Raw genomic sequence first — 16,182 nt, forward strand, 5'->3', positions numbered from 1 at the left:
CAGGTACAAAAAGGCCTTTTTGTACCTGGTACACACTTAGAGGCAGGTGAATCCAACTGCATCACAGTCAGCTGCAAACAGCTCTTTTAATTCATCATCAACTTTAGTAAGAGTTATAGAATAACCTGCCATTTCCTGTGAAGTAAAGAATTCTCCAATATAGTTTTTAAATATTTTTATACCCTTTTCCTGAAGCATATTATATACCTTTCTATAGGAAATATACATCTCCAGTCTTGAAGTAGACCCAAGACCATTAATCAGAACTACAACTTCATCTCCTTTTTTGTAGGGAAGATCTTCCAGAACAATATTTAAAAGATCTGCCGTAATCTCATCATTTGTTTTCATCATTTCTCTTCTAATACCGGGTTCTCCGTGGTGGCCGACGCCAATTTCCATCTCCCCTTCAGCCAGCTCAAAACTTGGCTCTCCATTTGTTGGCATTATACAGGGCTTATGAGCAACTCCCATACTTCTTGTATTGAAAAGAGCTCTTTCAGCCGTTTCTTTAATTTCATCAAGGCTGTAACCTTTTTCAGCCATAGCCCCAGCCAGCTTCCAGATAATCACCTCACCGGCAACTCCCCGCCTGTTTTTCATCTTTTCCTTTGGCGCAGAAGCAACATCATCATTTATAATCACAGTTTTAACATCTATTCCTTCTTCTTCTGCCATTTCTGAAGCCATTTCAAAATTCATAATATCTCCACTGAAATTACCTATACAACAAATAACTCCCTTTCCACCATCTGCAGCCTTAATTGCCGCATAGATATGGTCAACAGAAGGGGAAGAAAATATATCTCCAACAGCAACTGCATCAAGAGCACCATCACCAATATAGCCCATAAATGCGGGCAGATGTCCTGAACCCCCACCAGAAACGACTCCAACCTTTCCTTCAATAGGAGCTTCTTTTTTTGCTACTGATCTTTCCGAAACCTGCTTAATCCTGTCCTCATGTGATTTAACAAAACCATCGATCATTTCTTCAATAAGCTCTTCCGGGTCATTAAGATACTTTTCATAATTTGGATTACCCATAAACCCAGCCCCCTTATATTATTTTTTCAGCTGCTCCATTATATCAGCAACTGAATTAAAAACATAATCAACTTCCTGTGGGCTTTCCGCAACAGTTTTTTGGGTTGATTCACCACTGAGAACCAGAATGCCTGTAATACCGGCATTGATAGCCATCTGAATATCAGTATAAATTCTATCTCCAACCATTGCCATTCCCTCTTTTTTAATACCCAGTTTTTTGGAGACATAATCTACCATCAGAGTATTTGGTTTTCCAACCACAAGCGGCCTCTTCCCGGTTGAAGTTTCCAGCAGACTTATAATAGAGCCACAGTCAGGCATGCTTTTCCCGTTTTCTAATGGACAGACAGAATCAGGATTTGTCGCTATATATTCTATGCCCTCTAAAATGAGATCATGTGCATCCCACAGCTTTTTATAATTTAATGTTTTATCAAAACCGAGGACAAGAAAATCTATCTCTTCGTTTTTGTCTTTTACTAGTTTGAGACCTGCACTGGCCAGCTCCCTTTCTAATGAAGGTGTCCCCACCGGATATACAGCAGCATTCTCCTTATGTTCTCTTACATAATTGGCTGTCACCTGACCTGAATTAACTATCTTTTCCAGCGGAACATCAAGCCCAAAATTTTTTAGCTTTTTTTGATAATCATCTGTATTTTTAGAAGAATTATTGGTAAAAAACACATACTCTTTATCCTGTTCTTCAAGTAATTTTATAAAATCAACTGCTTGATCAATAAGCTGATTGCTCAAGTATATAGTTCCATCCATATCAAGTAAAAAACAATCGATATCTTTAATCCTGTTCATTAACTATCATTCCTTTAACTGTATTAATTTACTTTATATCTGTTCTCCTTATTTTTTTAACTTCTCCCTCTATATATTAATCTCTTCTTTCACCCTTTATTATTTTTTAATAAAGTTAAAGTTTTTTCTCCAACTCTGCCACTGCATCCTGAGACCACTCTTCAATTAATCCAAGCTGTGTTAAAAGAGTGAGGATAGAGTAGCGGGCCCTAATTTCAAAGCCGTAATTCACTGCTTTATTTAACCAGTCTCGATTTAAATTTTTTACATCTTCTCTTTCAAAAAATCCAAAATCATCCAGAATTTTTTCTATACTTTGAAGCTTATCTTTATATTCTCTAATATAGCTTTTTAGATTTGTTTCTTTCTCCAGCAATCTCGCCTGAGATATTTTTTCTCTTTCCCAGCGTTTATCAAGAAGATTGAGTATTTTAGGTGCTTTATCCAGATATATTTCCTTTATATTTTTTTCTCTCAGTTTGCGGTTGTGTTTAATTTCCAGTTCAGAAAAATCAGTTTCCAGCAGCCGCAGATACATATTACTTGTTATAACTGCAGCAACCCCAACTTTAATGCCGTGTGTTGGTACAGGTTGCTTAAATATGCCAGAATACATATCAAAAAAATGAGATATCTGATGTTCACCTGCAGATGCAGGTCTTGAGTTCCCGACCATCATCATCGCAATACCGGAATATATAAGGCCTTTTGTAAGTGATTCAATTCCTGTAATCTTTCGATCTATAATAGTTTTATAATTATCCATCAGCTCATTCAGCACATTTTCCACCATATTATAAGCTTCCTGACAGAAATATGCATCAAGCAGTTCTCTCTGCATTTTCCATCCTAAAAGAGAGGTCACTTTGCCCAGCAGATCACCGATCCCTGACTGAATTAACTTCCAGGGAGAAACTGCCAGAATATTTAAATCAGCAGCAATAAACTCTGGTGGTGTAATATCATAAGATTTTTTAATCCCTTCTGCAGTAATAGAGGCAATTGAAGATGCATAACCGTCCATTGATGGTGCTGTGGCAACAACAGAATAACCTCTCCCCATTTTTCGCGCTGCATAAGCAGTAAGATCATTTATACTTCCTGAGCCAACTGCAACAATATATCCATCATCATCTGTTCCTGCTAAAACACTAAAAATAGCATCAGGATCAGGAACCAGGTGGTCATCTCCTTCTTTTTCCTTAAGCAGAATTTCTTTTACTTTAAATCCGGCTTCATTAAGCACTGACTGCACAGCATCTCCGGCAGCTTTTTTAGTGTTTTTATCATTTACAACATAGATTTTTTCTTCATTTGTTACTTGCTTAATTAACTCGGGCAGTTTTTCAACAGCACTTTCTTCAATTAAAACTTCTTTTATGGGAATCTGATGTGTTCTTCCACAGGAGCATTTTTTTCCTGAAATTTCATTAATATTTAAATCCATATTATTTCTCCTTTCAGTAATATAATTAAAAATTATTAAGGAGTCATTCTTTAAAATTACAGCTGTTAGAAACAAATTGATTAAATCTGTCTAATTTACAGATACTTATCCACTTAAATACTAACATAATATAAAAATTAAAGCAAGTAATTATTATTGTTTCTTTCTGTTTATTTTTATTTATTTTTATTATTTTTTATAATGTTTAAAAATTGTACCCCTAATGACATTAAATTCGGCTTTATCACACTTTAAATAAAGATTACCATTTTAATTGATCAAGACTAAACTATTTTTACATGCTTTGAATACTAAATACAGTATGAATAAAGTTGATTAAATTATCATTTTATTGGTAGTTTTTATTTTCTTTTATTTCAGACATTAAATAAAAAAATAATTTAAAATATATAAACATATGATTGTAATTTGCTTGACATTCAAAATATTATAAAATACAATTATAATAAATGACAAATGACAGTAGTTTTAAATCTACTAGGAGGTATTTTAGATGCTTTCTCATACAAGGAAAAATAAAATCTTAGAAATTTTAAAAAGACATAAACAAATCTCCACACAGGAACTGGAAAAACAACTTTCTGTATCAGGTGCAACTATCCGCAATGATCTGACCCAGCTCGAAGAAAAGGGTTTAATAAAAAGAATTCACGGTGGTGCTGTTCTGCCAGAAAGAGAGAGCAAAAACAGTTTCCGCAGTTTCCACAAAAGAAGTGAAAAAAATGTGGAAGAAAAAAAGGCAATTGGAAAAGTGGCAAAAAACTATATAGAAAACGGTCAGACAATAATACTTGACGCCAGCTCTACAGTTCTCTACCTCCTTCCCTATCTAACCCAATACGAAAAACTGACAGTAATAACCAATGGCATTTATACCGCACTAGAACTTAAAAATGAAGAAGACTTTAATGTTATTCTGCTGGGAGGAATTGTAAGGCCTAAATCCGGTTCTGTAGAAGGACTTATCGGCAGCTGTATGCTCAATGATATTTCTGCTAATCTGATGATTACTTCTGCGCACGGATTCAATGTCAAAAATGGATTAACAGATTTTAATTTTTATGAAGTAGAATTAAAGAAAAAAATGGTAGAAAAATCCGACAGATTAATTGCAGTCCTGGATCATACTAAAATAGGTCATACTTCTGCTGCTCAATTTGCCAGCAGTAGTGAAATCGATCTCCTTATTACAGATTCTCAAATAAATGATAAAGATCTTAAAGAAATAAAAGATTCCGGTATAGAAATAATTATTGGAAAATAGGAAAAAAATTAGAACAGTTAGACTTAAAAAAATATAAAGAAACATTTTTTATGTGCCGTGTTTTATTATATTTAAGTATTTAATGTACAGCCAAATTTAACTGAAATTATCAAGCAGATAATCCTCTGCTTCTTTTGACCAGAGCCCGTTATTTGCTTCAACTATATCTGCCAGCTCAGCGAACCTTTTATCAACTTCAGCTTTATCTCTTAATTTTTTAAGAGGTGTTAATTCCATATTTATATTGGTATAAATCAGCTTCTTCCCTCCAGGAAGATCGGGTAAATTTAAAATAGTTTCTTCTGCACTATCAAGTCCACCAATATGTGTAATCATCTTGGCTGGTTTAAGACGCGATTCAGCAAAAAGATCAAGCGCCTCTCTCATATCAACATCATTACCACCAGATGAACCAGTAAAATGTGTATTTGAGTAGTGAACATTATAAAAATTTACTTCAGCAGAAAATTCTTTATCTGTTGGTCCAGCAAAAAAATGCAAATTGCCGTCATCTCCCAAAAGCTCATCTCCATCTTCTACTAACTTTTTAATAGGAGCATAAACAAATACATCATCAATACCCTGTCCATCATTTAATTCTCTAATTTTCTCCAGATAATTTTCTTCTTCTGCTGGATTTATATAGTGAAGCTCAATTCCGTCTTCAGCAGCTTCTTCTACAGAAAATATGTCTGCTGCTCGCTGAAGCCTTTTTTCATTTATATCTACCATAATTAAAAGAGAAGGTCTTCTATCAGAATGAAGTGCATAATCTAAAGCACCAAGACCCATAGGGCCTGCAGCACCTAAAAGAACAGTACTTCCTCTCTCAACAATTCCCATCTCATGTTTATAATCATCTGTATGATGGTAAACAGACTTATACCCTCCGATCACACAGGAAATAGGTTCCGCCAGAGAAGCTTCAAAAAATGCATCACCTTTATATTTAAAAATATAATCTGTCTCAATTACCTCAGATGGAATAATTACATATTCACTGTTTCCACCATAATATGGGTAAGAATATCCGGCTGTTACAGCTTTTCCTTCATAGACAAGGGCAGGCTGAATAGTAAATTTCTCACCTTTTTTATACTTATCCTTCCATTTTGAACCAACCTCTATTATCTCACCTGCAAATTCGTGGCCTGTAATAATCGGATTTTCTGAAACATTATCAGGTACACGTTTGTGGTCTGCACCCTGAAGAGCAGTTTTGTAGGTCGACATACAAATGCTGTTTGTAACTACTTTTGCCAGAATCTCATCTTCTTTGATTTCAGGAAGCTCAAATTTTTCTAAACGAAGATCTTTTTTCCCATATAATCTGAGTGCTCTAGTTTTCATATTATTCCTCCTGGTTAATATTCCGTTACGTCAAATCTAATAGTTTTTTGTTTCCTTTATCAATCAAACTCTGTTATCAGCAAATAAATCTTCTATTTTTCCAGCCACAGCATCACTTAGAGAATTTCTAATCGGTTCAAAAAGTACATCTGGAGTTGGGTCAATTCTTCCTTCTTGCTCTGCCTTTTTGGCAGCTTCTAAAAGTCCCTTATACATTGAAATTCTCAAATCAGCAAAGATGTTAATTTTTGCAATACCGTTTTTGATAGATTCCTGAACCTGTTCTACAGGTGTACCAGAACCACCATGAAGTACCAAAGGAATCGAACTGATCTCATTAATCTCTTTTAAACGTTCAATATTTAATTCCGGTTCGGATTCATAAACACCATGAGCGGTACCGATCGAAACTGCTAAAGCATCAACACCAGTTTTTTCGATAAATATTTTTACATCCTCTGCTCTGGTAAGCTGGGAATCTCCTTCTCTGCTGCCGTCAAGTTTCATTCCACCCACATGCCCCAATTCAGCTTCAACTGTAACTCCTTTAGTATGTGCATAGTCAACTATTTCTTTTGTATTCTTAATATTTTCTTCAAAAGGAAGTTTAGAGCCATCATACATTACTGAAGTAAAACCATTATCAATCGCCTGTTTTATAAATTCGAAATTTTCCGCATGATCAAGGTGAAGCACAATTGGTATATCGTATTCTGGAGCAACTTTATTGATCAAACCTGCAATATAACTAAATCCTTTACCTTCAAGATCGTGTCTTAAAGACATTAAAATTACAGGTGATTTCTTCTTTTCTGCAGTATCCAAAATAGTTCTGATCATAAAATCTTCAATACAGTCAAACGCTGGAACTGCATAACCTTCTTTTCTTGCCTGGGGCAGTACTTCATTTAAATTAGTCAGCATAATTATCATTCTCCTTTTTTAGACCTGGGATAGTAATTTATTTTAATAAAATAAATAAAAATTTTAGGGGTTTTTGAAACTTAATTTTAAAAAATATAGTCATTCAAGATTTATTTGATATTTTATTCCTGTTTTCTCTCTTATTGAAGTTATTAAATTATTACGAGAAAACAGGTTGGTGTTTATTAACCCATCATCTTAATAGTCATTTAACAAAGCAGTTATACAACTTGACAAACATCGAAATGAGTTTAATTGATCAGTTTTTAATTGATCAGTTTATCAACATTGTTTCTGATTTCATAATTAGCTTTAAATATATCTTTAAGAGCTGGGTACAAATGTTTATATACTCTTTCATAGTATTCTTCATAAATTTCGTTGATCTTTGGATCTGGCTCAATTTTATCAATAAGTTCTAGTTTTTCTTTTGCCACTTCATAACTTTCAAATAAGCCAACACCATTACCGGCAATATAAGCTGATCCTACTTCAGCACTTACATGACCGCCAATGTAAACAACATTCATGTTCAGGGTGTTTGCTAAAATTTCTCTCAGTAATTTACTTTTAGCCATACCACCTGTTACAACCATATCTTCACTAATTTCAGTACCTGAGGCTCTAATGTATTTCAAGTTGTCAAGCAGAGCATATGCTACAGATTCGAGTCCAGCTCTAAATACATTGGCCCTGGTGTGGTCTGTGGATAAACCAAAAATAACTCCTCTAGCTCTTGCATCCCAAACAGGTGATCTTTCACCTGCAAAATACGGCAGGATAGTTAATCCATCTGAACCAGGTTTGATTTTTGCTGCTTCTTCATTCATTTTATCATAGGCATCTTCAGCTTCATGTGCCATGATATTTTCTCTAATCCACTTATATACTCCACCTGTAAATACAGGTGCTGCACTAGTTAGATACATATCAGGATAACCAGGGGCGGGGGTAACAAGCATATTTTCTGCAAAGTCATCAGATTTTCCTAAAAATCCCCAAACTGCTGAAGTACCTAAGGCTACAACATTTTCTCCAACTTCACTAATACCAGCAGCCATTACACTAGCAAATGCATCTCCTGCTCCAGCAACAACTGGAATACCAGGTTCCAACCCCGTTTCTTCACTTATTTCTGGAAGAGTTTCTCCAATTATTTCTTCAGGCCTAACAAGATCGGGCATCTTATTAATATCCAGTCCAAGTTTATTGAACATTTCAGCATCCCACTGCTTTTTGCGGATATCGAACCCTATACCTGTACAGGCAGCCTGAGTATAATCCATACAGATTGTTCCAGTTAGTTTGTTAAGTACATAATCTTTAATGTTTACAAATTTATCTGCTTTTCCGTAAATCCCAGGCTCCTTATTTTTCAGCCAGAGCAGTTCCACCAAAGCATAATAGGAGTCAACAGTGTTTCCACTTAACTCAAATACTTTGTCTACACCAATATTATCTTTTATCCATTCAGCTTCTTCTGTACCTCTTCTGTCCAGCCATAAAATTGCAGGAGCTAAGGGTTCTCCATTTTTATCTATCGGTAAAACATCTGGAGTTAACCCGCTGACACCAAGTCCCACAATGTCGCCATTTTGTTCTTCAACCCAATTTGTAGCCTCTTTAACTACCTCACAAAAACTGTTCCAATATACCTCTGCTTCCTGTTCAGCCCAACCTGCTTTAGGTATATTATACCCGTGGTTGGTGTAAAATGAATTTTCAAATTCACCTTCTTCATTAATGATCGCCGCCCTTGCGCCACTTGTGCCTATATCTACTCCTAATACATACTTCATATAATTTTCCCTCCTAATTTTGATATATGTTAATTGTTAAAAACAGCAAAATTTAAAATCTAAACATAAAAACCCCACTCTAGAACAACAGAAAATATCCTATTGTCTAAAAGCGGGGTTTCTTATCACATACCCTTTTGATTGATTTTGTTTTGATTAATATAATAAAAGTGTTGATCATTAATATTTTGTTTTAATATTTTGAAAATTAAGGAACTTAGATTACGGTTTAGAAGGAATTAATAAATAAAGAATTTAGGGCCATAAATCTTTGCTGCTGGTAGTCAATCCATCTAGACCGGCTTCAAATATTTTTTCTACAAATTTTCGATTATCTATATAGCCGGCTGCCAGCAGTGGTATATCTGGATTCACACTTTTTATTTTTTTTTTAACCTTCAAAGCTAAAGGTGAAGGCAGCAGTTCACATGCATCAGGATTTGAGCTCCTCAAACTTTCTAGCGCAAAATCTGTTGACATAGAATCCATAAAAAAGAAACGCTGGACAGCATAAAGGCCTTCTTTTTTAGCCAAACTTATAGTCTGGGGATTGGTGGAAAATAATCCATCTACCCGAAAAAAGTTTTTTAGTAATTTTATTCCAGTATGATCTGCTTTAAAACCACCTATTAAGTTGGTATGAACAAAAACAAATTTACTCTTTTTATGGCAGGTTTCCGAGATAGATTTTAAATTACCAATATGAACATTGGATAAATAAAGGACAGGAGCAGAACTCTTAAGGGCCTCATTAAGATATTTCAGCTTTTTTACAGATGGAATAATGAGTTTATCAGAAAAAATGTCTCCAACTCTTCTTTTGTTCATTTTGATCTTTATTCACAACCTTTTATTATTCTTCACTTATACTTTTACTTATTATCATATTTATAATTATAACATTAAATTTGAAACAAGTCAAAAGATTATGAAAAAGGACAGCAATTAATTTTTACCCTTTATTGCTGGAGAGAAATAGGGTCGAACTACAAAATGTAATCCCTCATATTAGCTACATCCTACAGTATTCAGGACACCAGCACATCCTGTGCGTCAAAATCATGAATCAGGAGAACTCTTTGATTAATGTACCATATTTCCGTACCATAGTTGAGTTTTAAATGAATCTAAAAATTACATTTATAAAGAAATCTCTTTTTTTGCATCTCTAAAAATAATTTTGGAGAAACTCTTTAATATGAATGAAAATTTGCAATTTTAAATCAATATTCTGAATTATTTCACCAATACAAACTGCAGACAGCAGTACAGCCTGTATTGGTTTGGTTTTAATATATTTTTATAATATTTGTATTAATTGATAAGTTATTTTGCTACAAACTTTTGTGGTATAAATTCAAATTATGCTGCTAAACTCCGTACAGTATTGAAATTTAATTTAACATTTATTTTTCCTCTATTTAGCACCCTGGGTTTTATTCCAGTCATCCAAAAATTTCTCAATGCCTATATCTGTAAGGGGATGCTGGGAAAGTTTTTCTATTACATTAAATGGGATAGTTGCAATATCTGCCCCGGCAAGTGCTGCCTCTTTGACATGCATGGGGTGTCTTATACTGGCAGAAATAATTTCAGTTTCTATACCATAGTTATCAAAAATCTGCACTATTTCTCTTACAAGGTTCATACCATCTGCTGCTATATCATCCAATCTTCCTATAAAGGGACTTACATAGGCTGCTCCTGCTTTTGCAGCCAGAAGTGCCTGATTAGCCGAAAAAACAAGGGTCACATTTGTATCTATACCCTGTTCACTAAGTGCTTTAACAGCTTTCATTCCCTCCATTGTCATCGGAATCTTAACAACTACATTATCAGCTATCTCGGCCAGTTCTTCTGCCTCTTTAATCATCTCTTCAGCTTTGAGACCAACCACTTCTGCACTAACCGGGCCATCCACTATTTCACAGATCTCTTTTATTCTTGTCTCAAATTCAATATCTCCCTCTTTTGCCACCAAAGATGGATTTGTTGTCACACCATCTATTAAACCATAACTTTCTGCTTCTTTAATTTCTTCAAGATTGGCAGTATCAATAAAAAATTTCAATCTTATCAGCCCCTTATAATTTATAGTAATTTATATTGTAGATTTTTGTATACTGATTTTTTTATTAGAACAAAATGTCCTTCGGACTTCTTTATTACAGTAAGGTTAAATTTTGTTGACGTCGAAAATTATGAATCCATAAATTTTATCCACAATAAACCACCTGGTATAATTTCCTAGACATTAAAAAATACTGGTTTATTCAATTCCCTTAAAATTCTCTTTTTCTATCTCATAAATCTCTTTTAGTTTTGGGGTTGAACGTCCAGGTTTAAATTCCAGTCCAAGCCATTCTTTAACTATTTTCTTTGCCAGTTCTGGCCCGGTTATTCTGGAACCAAGTGTAATAACATTTGCATCATTACTTAAGCTGGCCCGTTCTGCTGCATAGCTATCATAAACCTGAGCAGCATATATTTTGGGAAATTTGTTAGCTGTAATTGCCATACCAATTCCTGTACCGCAGAGTAAAATACCTTTTTTTTCATAATCGCTTTCTACTATCTTTTCTACAGCTCTTTTTGCCACTGATGGGTAATACTCATCCTCATCAGCTGAATTAAGACCCACATCTTCATATTCTATTTCTTCTTCTTCCAGCAGTTCTTTTAAAACTTCTTTTAATTCAACAGCTGCCTTTGCTGCACCAATAACAATTTTCTTTTTAGCTTTTTTACTCATTTCCCCACCTCCTAATTGCTGATTTATAAATTAAATTTTAAAAATTATCTTTTATTTTCTTTAATTTAAATATTAACACAATATGAAAGCAAAAGCAAGCATATTTTATTATTTATTTTTATTTATTTTTATATTTTTTTATTTAAGCTGAATTAATAAAAATTAGTAAAATACATTAAATACTAATTTTAAAAAATAATTTAAATTAATGATTTCAAATGAAAACTGAAGATAATTTATTCTGATTTTTCTATTATTTTTCTGGCGGTAATTTCATCTGTTATCAATATATCGATTAAATTTCCTCTAAGTGTGGCCAGTATAGCATCTAACTTTTCTTCACCACCGGCAACTCCAGCTACTGTCTTCATTTCTTTTAGTGTATCAAGACTTACCCCTATTGTTCTCTTATCAATTTCAGGGATACAAACTTCACCATTTTTATCAAAAAATCTCCAGCAGATATCTCCAACAGAATTGTGATTCATTAAAAGATTTATCTCTTCCTGATTAAAATAACCGGTTTCCTTTAAAGTGGATTTTTCTATTTCAGGGCCAATCCCCACAAAAGCTATATTTGCTTCTTTCGATTTTTCCAGCACTTCTTTAGTTTCCTGATTGTTTTTCAAATTTTCTCCAATATCAGGACTGTCCACAACAGCAGGTGCATAAAGATAATAGCCTTTCCCCTGGTATTTATTCAATATTTTTTCCACTAAAATATTGGCCTGAATATCTGTCACCAGATTCCTCGATCCACCAACCATAGAAACTACCTTTAGATTATCTACAGATTTATTGAAATTTAAATTTTTTACCATAGAACGCAGGGTTGTTCCCCAGGAGATAGCTATTGTCATACCACTTTTTACTACATCTTCAAAATACTGTGCGGCTGCTTTGCCTATTCTATCTTTTAAGTCATTATATTTCTCATCATATTCTGCAATAACAGCATTTTTAAGTCCAAATTTTTTAACCAGCTTGTCTTCCAGGTCCAGCATATGGCATTTATCTTTTACATCTATAATTTTAAACTGAACAATTCCTTCTTCTTCTGCCTCTTTCAGCATTTTAGAAACAGTAGGACGAGAAATATAAAGTCTGTCAGCAATTTCCTGCTGGGTTAAACCTTCATTATAATAATATCTTGCTGCTTTAAGCTTTTTACAGTACCTTTTATTTTCATCCATGTTAAAATTCCCCTCTCCATCCAGACAAACAGCAATTTTCCCATGTCAAGCAAATATTTAATAGGAGTTTCCCCAAAATTTATTTTCAAGCTGCAAAAAGGGGCTTTAGTCATCAACGAAATTTTTAGATTTATCTAAAACACAATTCGGGTGTGAAATAGGGCACACTAATCAATGAGTCCTCCTGACTCATGATTAGCTCACTCCATCCTGCAGTTCAACCCTATTTCTTCCTTCATTTCGTTAAGATTCATTGACTAAAAATTTCAATATTCCTGCATCTCCCTTTTTTGCAGCAGTATATAAAAAATGGGGAAAGTCTATAATATTTAAAAATCCCGTTTTTTTATCCAGTCTACCAGATCAGAAATCATCTCTTTATTACCTTTATCTTTTAGACCCTTTACAGTTTCAATAATATTTTCCTTGGTAAAGCGAACACCTTCCAGCACAGGACCCAGCTCTGCAAACAGTTCTGCTTCCATTGCATCAGAATAAACTTTTGCTTTTTCTATCACAGCATTAACAGAATTAAGCGCTATTTCTACTTCACCCCAGTCAAATCTGTTGGAAAATATTATATCAAATTCAGTAGTTTCTCCATATCTCCAGTCCCAGGAAGAATATTTTTCATAAAGATCTGCAATTTCTGGCATTTCTGAAGGTGTATAATGCAAAATTTCTTCTGGCTCTACATAAATACTGCTAAAACTTTTTTCCAGCTTTTCTTTAAGTGAGTCCAGATTAATTTTATCATTAATTTCTTTTAAATTAACAACTCTTGAACGTACAGATTCTATCCCTTTGGAAATAATCTTTTCTTTTGATACCTGCAGATATTCCACTAGAGATTTAATATCTGTATCCAGCAGTATTGTTCCATGATGATATGCTTTTTTACTGCCAAAATAAAAGGCATTACCGGAAAATTTCTTTTCACCAATTACAAGATCATTTCTGCCGGAAAATTCAGCATCAATTCCCAGTCCTTTTACTGCTTCCAGGATAACTGACAGCTGTTTTTTGAGATTATAACTATCTCTGTCCATCAAAAAAGTAAAGTTTAAATTACCCATGTCATGATAGACAGCTCCTCCTCCTGATAATCTTCGAGCAAGATATCCATCATTTTCTTCCTCCAGAAGGCTGCAGCGGCACTCCTTCCAGGCATTTTGATTTCTGCCTATTACAACTGTATTATCATTCTGCCACAGGTATAATATTATCTCATCATCATCAACACTGTTTAACAAATATTCTTCTAAAGCCAGGTTGTACCATGGATTAAATTCTTCTGAATAAATTATTTTAGATTTTTTAATACTCATAATACTCTCCTTTTTAAATTATTCTTCTTCCTCTAATATATCTTTAATGTCTTTTGCTATTCTGTAGGGTTTTGTAAGCAGCCTTTTGGGTAAAGAATATAAAATAGAAAATTTCTTCTCTTTAAGCTGTTTGCTCAGCTTAAAGGGCTCTGTCAGGATGTGTTCAACTGTGTCAACTGTATAGTGCTCCAGCAGTTCTTTTTTGTCAATTCCATGTGAGCTGCCGCATTTATTGCATTTTATTGTCTGAATTTCATCATTTATATAGGTTACTATATGGGGGGTTTCTTCATCACATTTTACACAGTATAATTCTGTTTCAACTTTTTCCATTAATCTAAAACACCTCCAGATTTAATCTTGTAAATTTAAAGCTGTTCAATTTTATTATAAGATAATATAATCAAAATAGCAATTGCAGATTGGAACAAAAACTTGGCAAAAAATATAGGTACCAGACACCGAGAAATTTTTTTAAGTGCCTGATACCTGCTTCATTTTTTTACAGCATCTTATCCTGAATCATTCTCAGCTGATAGATAATGGAATCTTTTTTAATTTCAACATCATCATAGGTTAAAAGATCACCTTTTTTAACATCTGTTTTCATTACAGCACCATGAGTCAGACCCAGGGGGAGGAGGTTTTTCTCTCTGGCAGTCTCAGCTTTTTCGATTGAACCGTGGACAGTAAAGCCGCCAATCCCATCAAGAGTTTCACCTGTTTTGAGATCCTTTTTAGCCACTGTTATTGTTTCACTGACCAGACCAAACTCTGGAGCAATTGCTGCCTCTCCCTTAATTACTGCTCTCGCTGCAGAGATTGGAGTTTCCAGACTAACCAGGTGATAAGGTCTGTAGAGTAGATAATTAGGTCCAGAACCCATCTTGGAGTAAGCAAAACTATCTTTAACTCGCTGATTATCAGAGGTTACTATAACAAATACCCCTGGTGCTACATTTCCAAGCGAATAATCGACTACTCCTTTGCTGTTCAGGATTCCACCCTGTTCTTTTAGAGAAAATTTTTGGGGAAGATCTTCTACATTGGTAGTTGGCCCATGCATGCCGACAACATCTGGTACAAGGCCTGTTGCATTGGAGACAGCTGCCATTTCTACCATCGTTTTTGTACCATCAACAAAGGTAGCCAGCATTCTAGGAGTAGTTCCCTTCTTTTCTGCCGTCTCTCGAACAGTATCCGGATTTGCATCAAGCTGAAGTGGATTGTTTTTACCTTTTCCGGCAGCTACTACTTCAAGTCCCATACTCTTTGCATAATCATATATTTCCATAATAGCTGCTGGCTCATCACCGGCTGCACCAGTATAGGTTACACCGGCCCTTTTGGCCATTTTATTAAGGATAGGTCCTATCACAACATCAGCTTCAACATTCATCATAACTATATCTTTACCATTCATAATGCTGTTTAATCCAACTTCAGCACCTACTTCTGGTACTCCTGTTGCATCTATTACTACATCAATATTATCCACTTCTGTCACTATATTGGAATCAGATGTAATTACTGCTTTGTCCTGCATAACTAAATCTTCTATTTCGGTTTTGCTACTGCTTTCTCTAATCTGGTTTCCATTTAATCCTGACAGTTTATATGCTGTTTGAGCATTTTCCAGATTAATGTCTACTACAACGGCAATATCTAGTCCCGGCATTGAAGAAGCCATACTCACAATATCGGTACCCATCTGACCGGCACCTACCAGAGCAACTTTGATCTTATTTCCCATACTTTCTCTCTTTTTTAACTCATTATAAAGTCTCATTATATCACCTTTTATTTAAATTATTTTTTGATTATCTTAATAATAGTTCCTTTTTTAATATCTGGCAGTGGAGATTTTTCTACATTAATATCTCCAGGAAGCTGTGCTTCATCTCTACCGTTAAATCTTAAAGTTGAATGTCCCAACCTGCTTATATTCTTATTAACTACTTCACCAACAGCGGTGATCTTATAATCGTTATCATCTATACTTATAATATCACCTGCTTCTATCTCACCCTTTAGCTCTGCTTCTGTATGAATAACAGAGATTTCGGCCAGTTCTGCAGGTGCATTATTATTAAAAAGAACTATTAAGTCCTGTTCCAAAAATTCGTCAACACCTTCACCTAATCCAGTAACTTCTACTTCATAGATTGTTTCCAAAATTATTCCTCCTCCTGTATAATTAAGTACAATAACAGCTTTAGAAAAAGTACTAGTATTGCTTTG

15 protein-coding genes are annotated in these 16,182 nt (G+C 34.4%); 1 reads left to right on the forward strand and 14 read right to left on the reverse strand.

The window, feature by feature from the left end; translation table 11 throughout:
• Positions 1-36: 36 nt before the first annotated feature.
• The 3 genes from DER71_RS05710 to DER71_RS05720 form a co-directional block, all read right to left on the reverse strand.
• Entirely contained in the window at positions 37-1,047 is a 1,011-nt protein-coding gene (locus DER71_RS05710) for a dihydroxyacetone kinase subunit DhaK (RefSeq protein ID WP_114458168.1), read from the reverse strand.
• An 18-nt stretch (positions 1,048-1,065) separates the two neighbouring features.
• Positions 1,066-1,863: an HAD-IIA family hydrolase gene (locus DER71_RS05715; RefSeq protein WP_114474405.1), complete on the reverse strand. Its 798-nt coding sequence runs from the start codon at positions 1,861-1,863 to the stop codon at positions 1,066-1,068.
• Positions 1,864-1,978: 115 nt separating this feature from the next.
• Positions 1,979-3,310, reverse strand: a complete 1,332-nt coding sequence (locus DER71_RS05720; RefSeq protein ID WP_114474406.1) for a sn-glycerol-1-phosphate dehydrogenase — start codon at positions 3,308-3,310, stop codon at positions 1,979-1,981.
• A 514-nt stretch (positions 3,311-3,824) separates the two neighbouring features.
• On the opposite strand from DER71_RS05720, the gene DER71_RS05725 reads away from it, so the two are divergent.
• Entirely contained in the window at positions 3,825-4,595 is a 771-nt protein-coding gene (locus DER71_RS05725) for a DeoR/GlpR family DNA-binding transcription regulator (protein ID WP_114458171.1), read from the forward strand.
• Between the two features lie 96 nt (positions 4,596-4,691).
• Here the strand turns inward: DER71_RS05725 and DER71_RS05730 are convergent, their stop codons facing one another.
• The 11 genes from DER71_RS05730 to DER71_RS05780 form a co-directional block, all read right to left on the reverse strand.
• Positions 4,692-5,945, reverse strand: a complete 1,254-nt coding sequence (locus DER71_RS05730; RefSeq protein ID WP_114474407.1) for a zinc-binding dehydrogenase — start codon at positions 5,943-5,945, stop codon at positions 4,692-4,694.
• Between the two features lie 63 nt (positions 5,946-6,008).
• The gene (locus DER71_RS05735; protein ID WP_114458173.1) at positions 6,009-6,869 is read right to left on the reverse strand and encodes a class II fructose-bisphosphate aldolase; all 861 of its coding nucleotides are present in this window, start codon (positions 6,867-6,869) and stop codon (positions 6,009-6,011) included.
• A gap of 266 nt (positions 6,870-7,135) precedes the next feature.
• Positions 7,136-8,668, reverse strand: coding sequence for an FGGY-family carbohydrate kinase (locus DER71_RS05740; RefSeq protein WP_114458174.1), 1,533 nt, complete (start codon positions 8,666-8,668; stop codon positions 7,136-7,138).
• A gap of 255 nt (positions 8,669-8,923) precedes the next feature.
• Positions 8,924-9,496, reverse strand: coding sequence for a glycerol-3-phosphate responsive antiterminator (locus DER71_RS05745; protein ID WP_114458175.1), 573 nt, complete (start codon positions 9,494-9,496; stop codon positions 8,924-8,926).
• Positions 9,497-10,085: 589 nt separating this feature from the next.
• Entirely contained in the window at positions 10,086-10,739 is a 654-nt protein-coding gene (fsa, locus tag DER71_RS05750) for a fructose-6-phosphate aldolase (RefSeq protein WP_114458176.1), read from the reverse strand.
• Positions 10,740-10,937: 198 nt separating this feature from the next.
• Positions 10,938-11,420 (reverse strand): RpiB/LacA/LacB family sugar-phosphate isomerase, encoded by a 483-nt coding sequence (locus DER71_RS05755; protein WP_114458177.1) that lies wholly within the window; start codon positions 11,418-11,420, stop codon positions 10,938-10,940.
• A gap of 236 nt (positions 11,421-11,656) precedes the next feature.
• Entirely contained in the window at positions 11,657-12,613 is a 957-nt protein-coding gene (locus tag DER71_RS05760) for a sugar-binding transcriptional regulator (protein ID WP_114458178.1), read from the reverse strand.
• A 329-nt stretch (positions 12,614-12,942) separates the two neighbouring features.
• The gene (locus DER71_RS05765) at positions 12,943-13,941 is read right to left on the reverse strand and encodes a lipoate--protein ligase (protein WP_114458179.1); all 999 of its coding nucleotides are present in this window, start codon (positions 13,939-13,941) and stop codon (positions 12,943-12,945) included.
• Positions 13,942-13,959: 18 nt separating this feature from the next.
• Positions 13,960-14,274: a bh protein gene (locus DER71_RS05770; RefSeq protein ID WP_114458180.1), complete on the reverse strand. Its 315-nt coding sequence runs from the start codon at positions 14,272-14,274 to the stop codon at positions 13,960-13,962.
• 169 nt (positions 14,275-14,443) lie between these two features.
• The gene (locus DER71_RS05775) at positions 14,444-15,733 is read right to left on the reverse strand and encodes an SAF domain-containing protein (protein WP_114458181.1); all 1,290 of its coding nucleotides are present in this window, start codon (positions 15,731-15,733) and stop codon (positions 14,444-14,446) included.
• Positions 15,734-15,750: 17 nt separating this feature from the next.
• Positions 15,751-16,116, reverse strand: a complete 366-nt coding sequence (locus tag DER71_RS05780) for a PTS glucitol/sorbitol transporter subunit IIA (protein ID WP_114458182.1) — start codon at positions 16,114-16,116, stop codon at positions 15,751-15,753.
• Between the last annotated feature and the right edge of the window lie 66 nt (positions 16,117-16,182).

Source organism: Halanaerobium sp. DL-01 (genome assembly GCF_003338615.1).
In the GTDB taxonomy this organism is placed as follows: Bacteria; Bacillota; Halanaerobiia; order Halanaerobiales; family Halanaerobiaceae; genus QPJE01.

Coding starts and splice junctions, on each gene's coding strand:
- DER71_RS05710 (WP_114458168.1), bottom strand. CDS start 1,047: ATGGGTAATCCAAATTATGAAAAGTATCTTAATGACCCGGAAGAGCTT.
- DER71_RS05715 (WP_114474405.1), bottom strand. CDS start 1,863: ATGAACAGGATTAAAGATATCGATTGTTTTTTACTTGATATGGATGGA.
- DER71_RS05720 (WP_114474406.1), bottom strand. CDS start 3,310: ATGGATTTAAATATTAATGAAATTTCAGGAAAAAAATGCTCCTGTGGA.
- DER71_RS05725 (WP_114458171.1), top strand. CDS start 3,825: ATGCTTTCTCATACAAGGAAAAATAAAATCTTAGAAATTTTAAAAAGA.
- DER71_RS05730 (WP_114474407.1), bottom strand. CDS start 5,945: ATGAAAACTAGAGCACTCAGATTATATGGGAAAAAAGATCTTCGTTTA.
- DER71_RS05735 (WP_114458173.1), bottom strand. CDS start 6,869: ATGCTGACTAATTTAAATGAAGTACTGCCCCAGGCAAGAAAAGAAGGT.
- DER71_RS05740 (WP_114458174.1), bottom strand. CDS start 8,668: ATGAAGTATGTATTAGGAGTAGATATAGGCACAAGTGGCGCAAGGGCG.
- DER71_RS05745 (WP_114458175.1), bottom strand. CDS start 9,496: ATGAACAAAAGAAGAGTTGGAGACATTTTTTCTGATAAACTCATTATT.
- DER71_RS05755 (WP_114458177.1), bottom strand. CDS start 11,420: ATGAGTAAAAAAGCTAAAAAGAAAATTGTTATTGGTGCAGCAAAGGCA.
- DER71_RS05760 (WP_114458178.1), bottom strand. CDS start 12,613: ATGGATGAAAATAAAAGGTACTGTAAAAAGCTTAAAGCAGCAAGATAT.
- DER71_RS05765 (WP_114458179.1), bottom strand. CDS start 13,941: ATGAGTATTAAAAAATCTAAAATAATTTATTCAGAAGAATTTAATCCA.
- DER71_RS05770 (WP_114458180.1), bottom strand. CDS start 14,274: ATGGAAAAAGTTGAAACAGAATTATACTGTGTAAAATGTGATGAAGAA.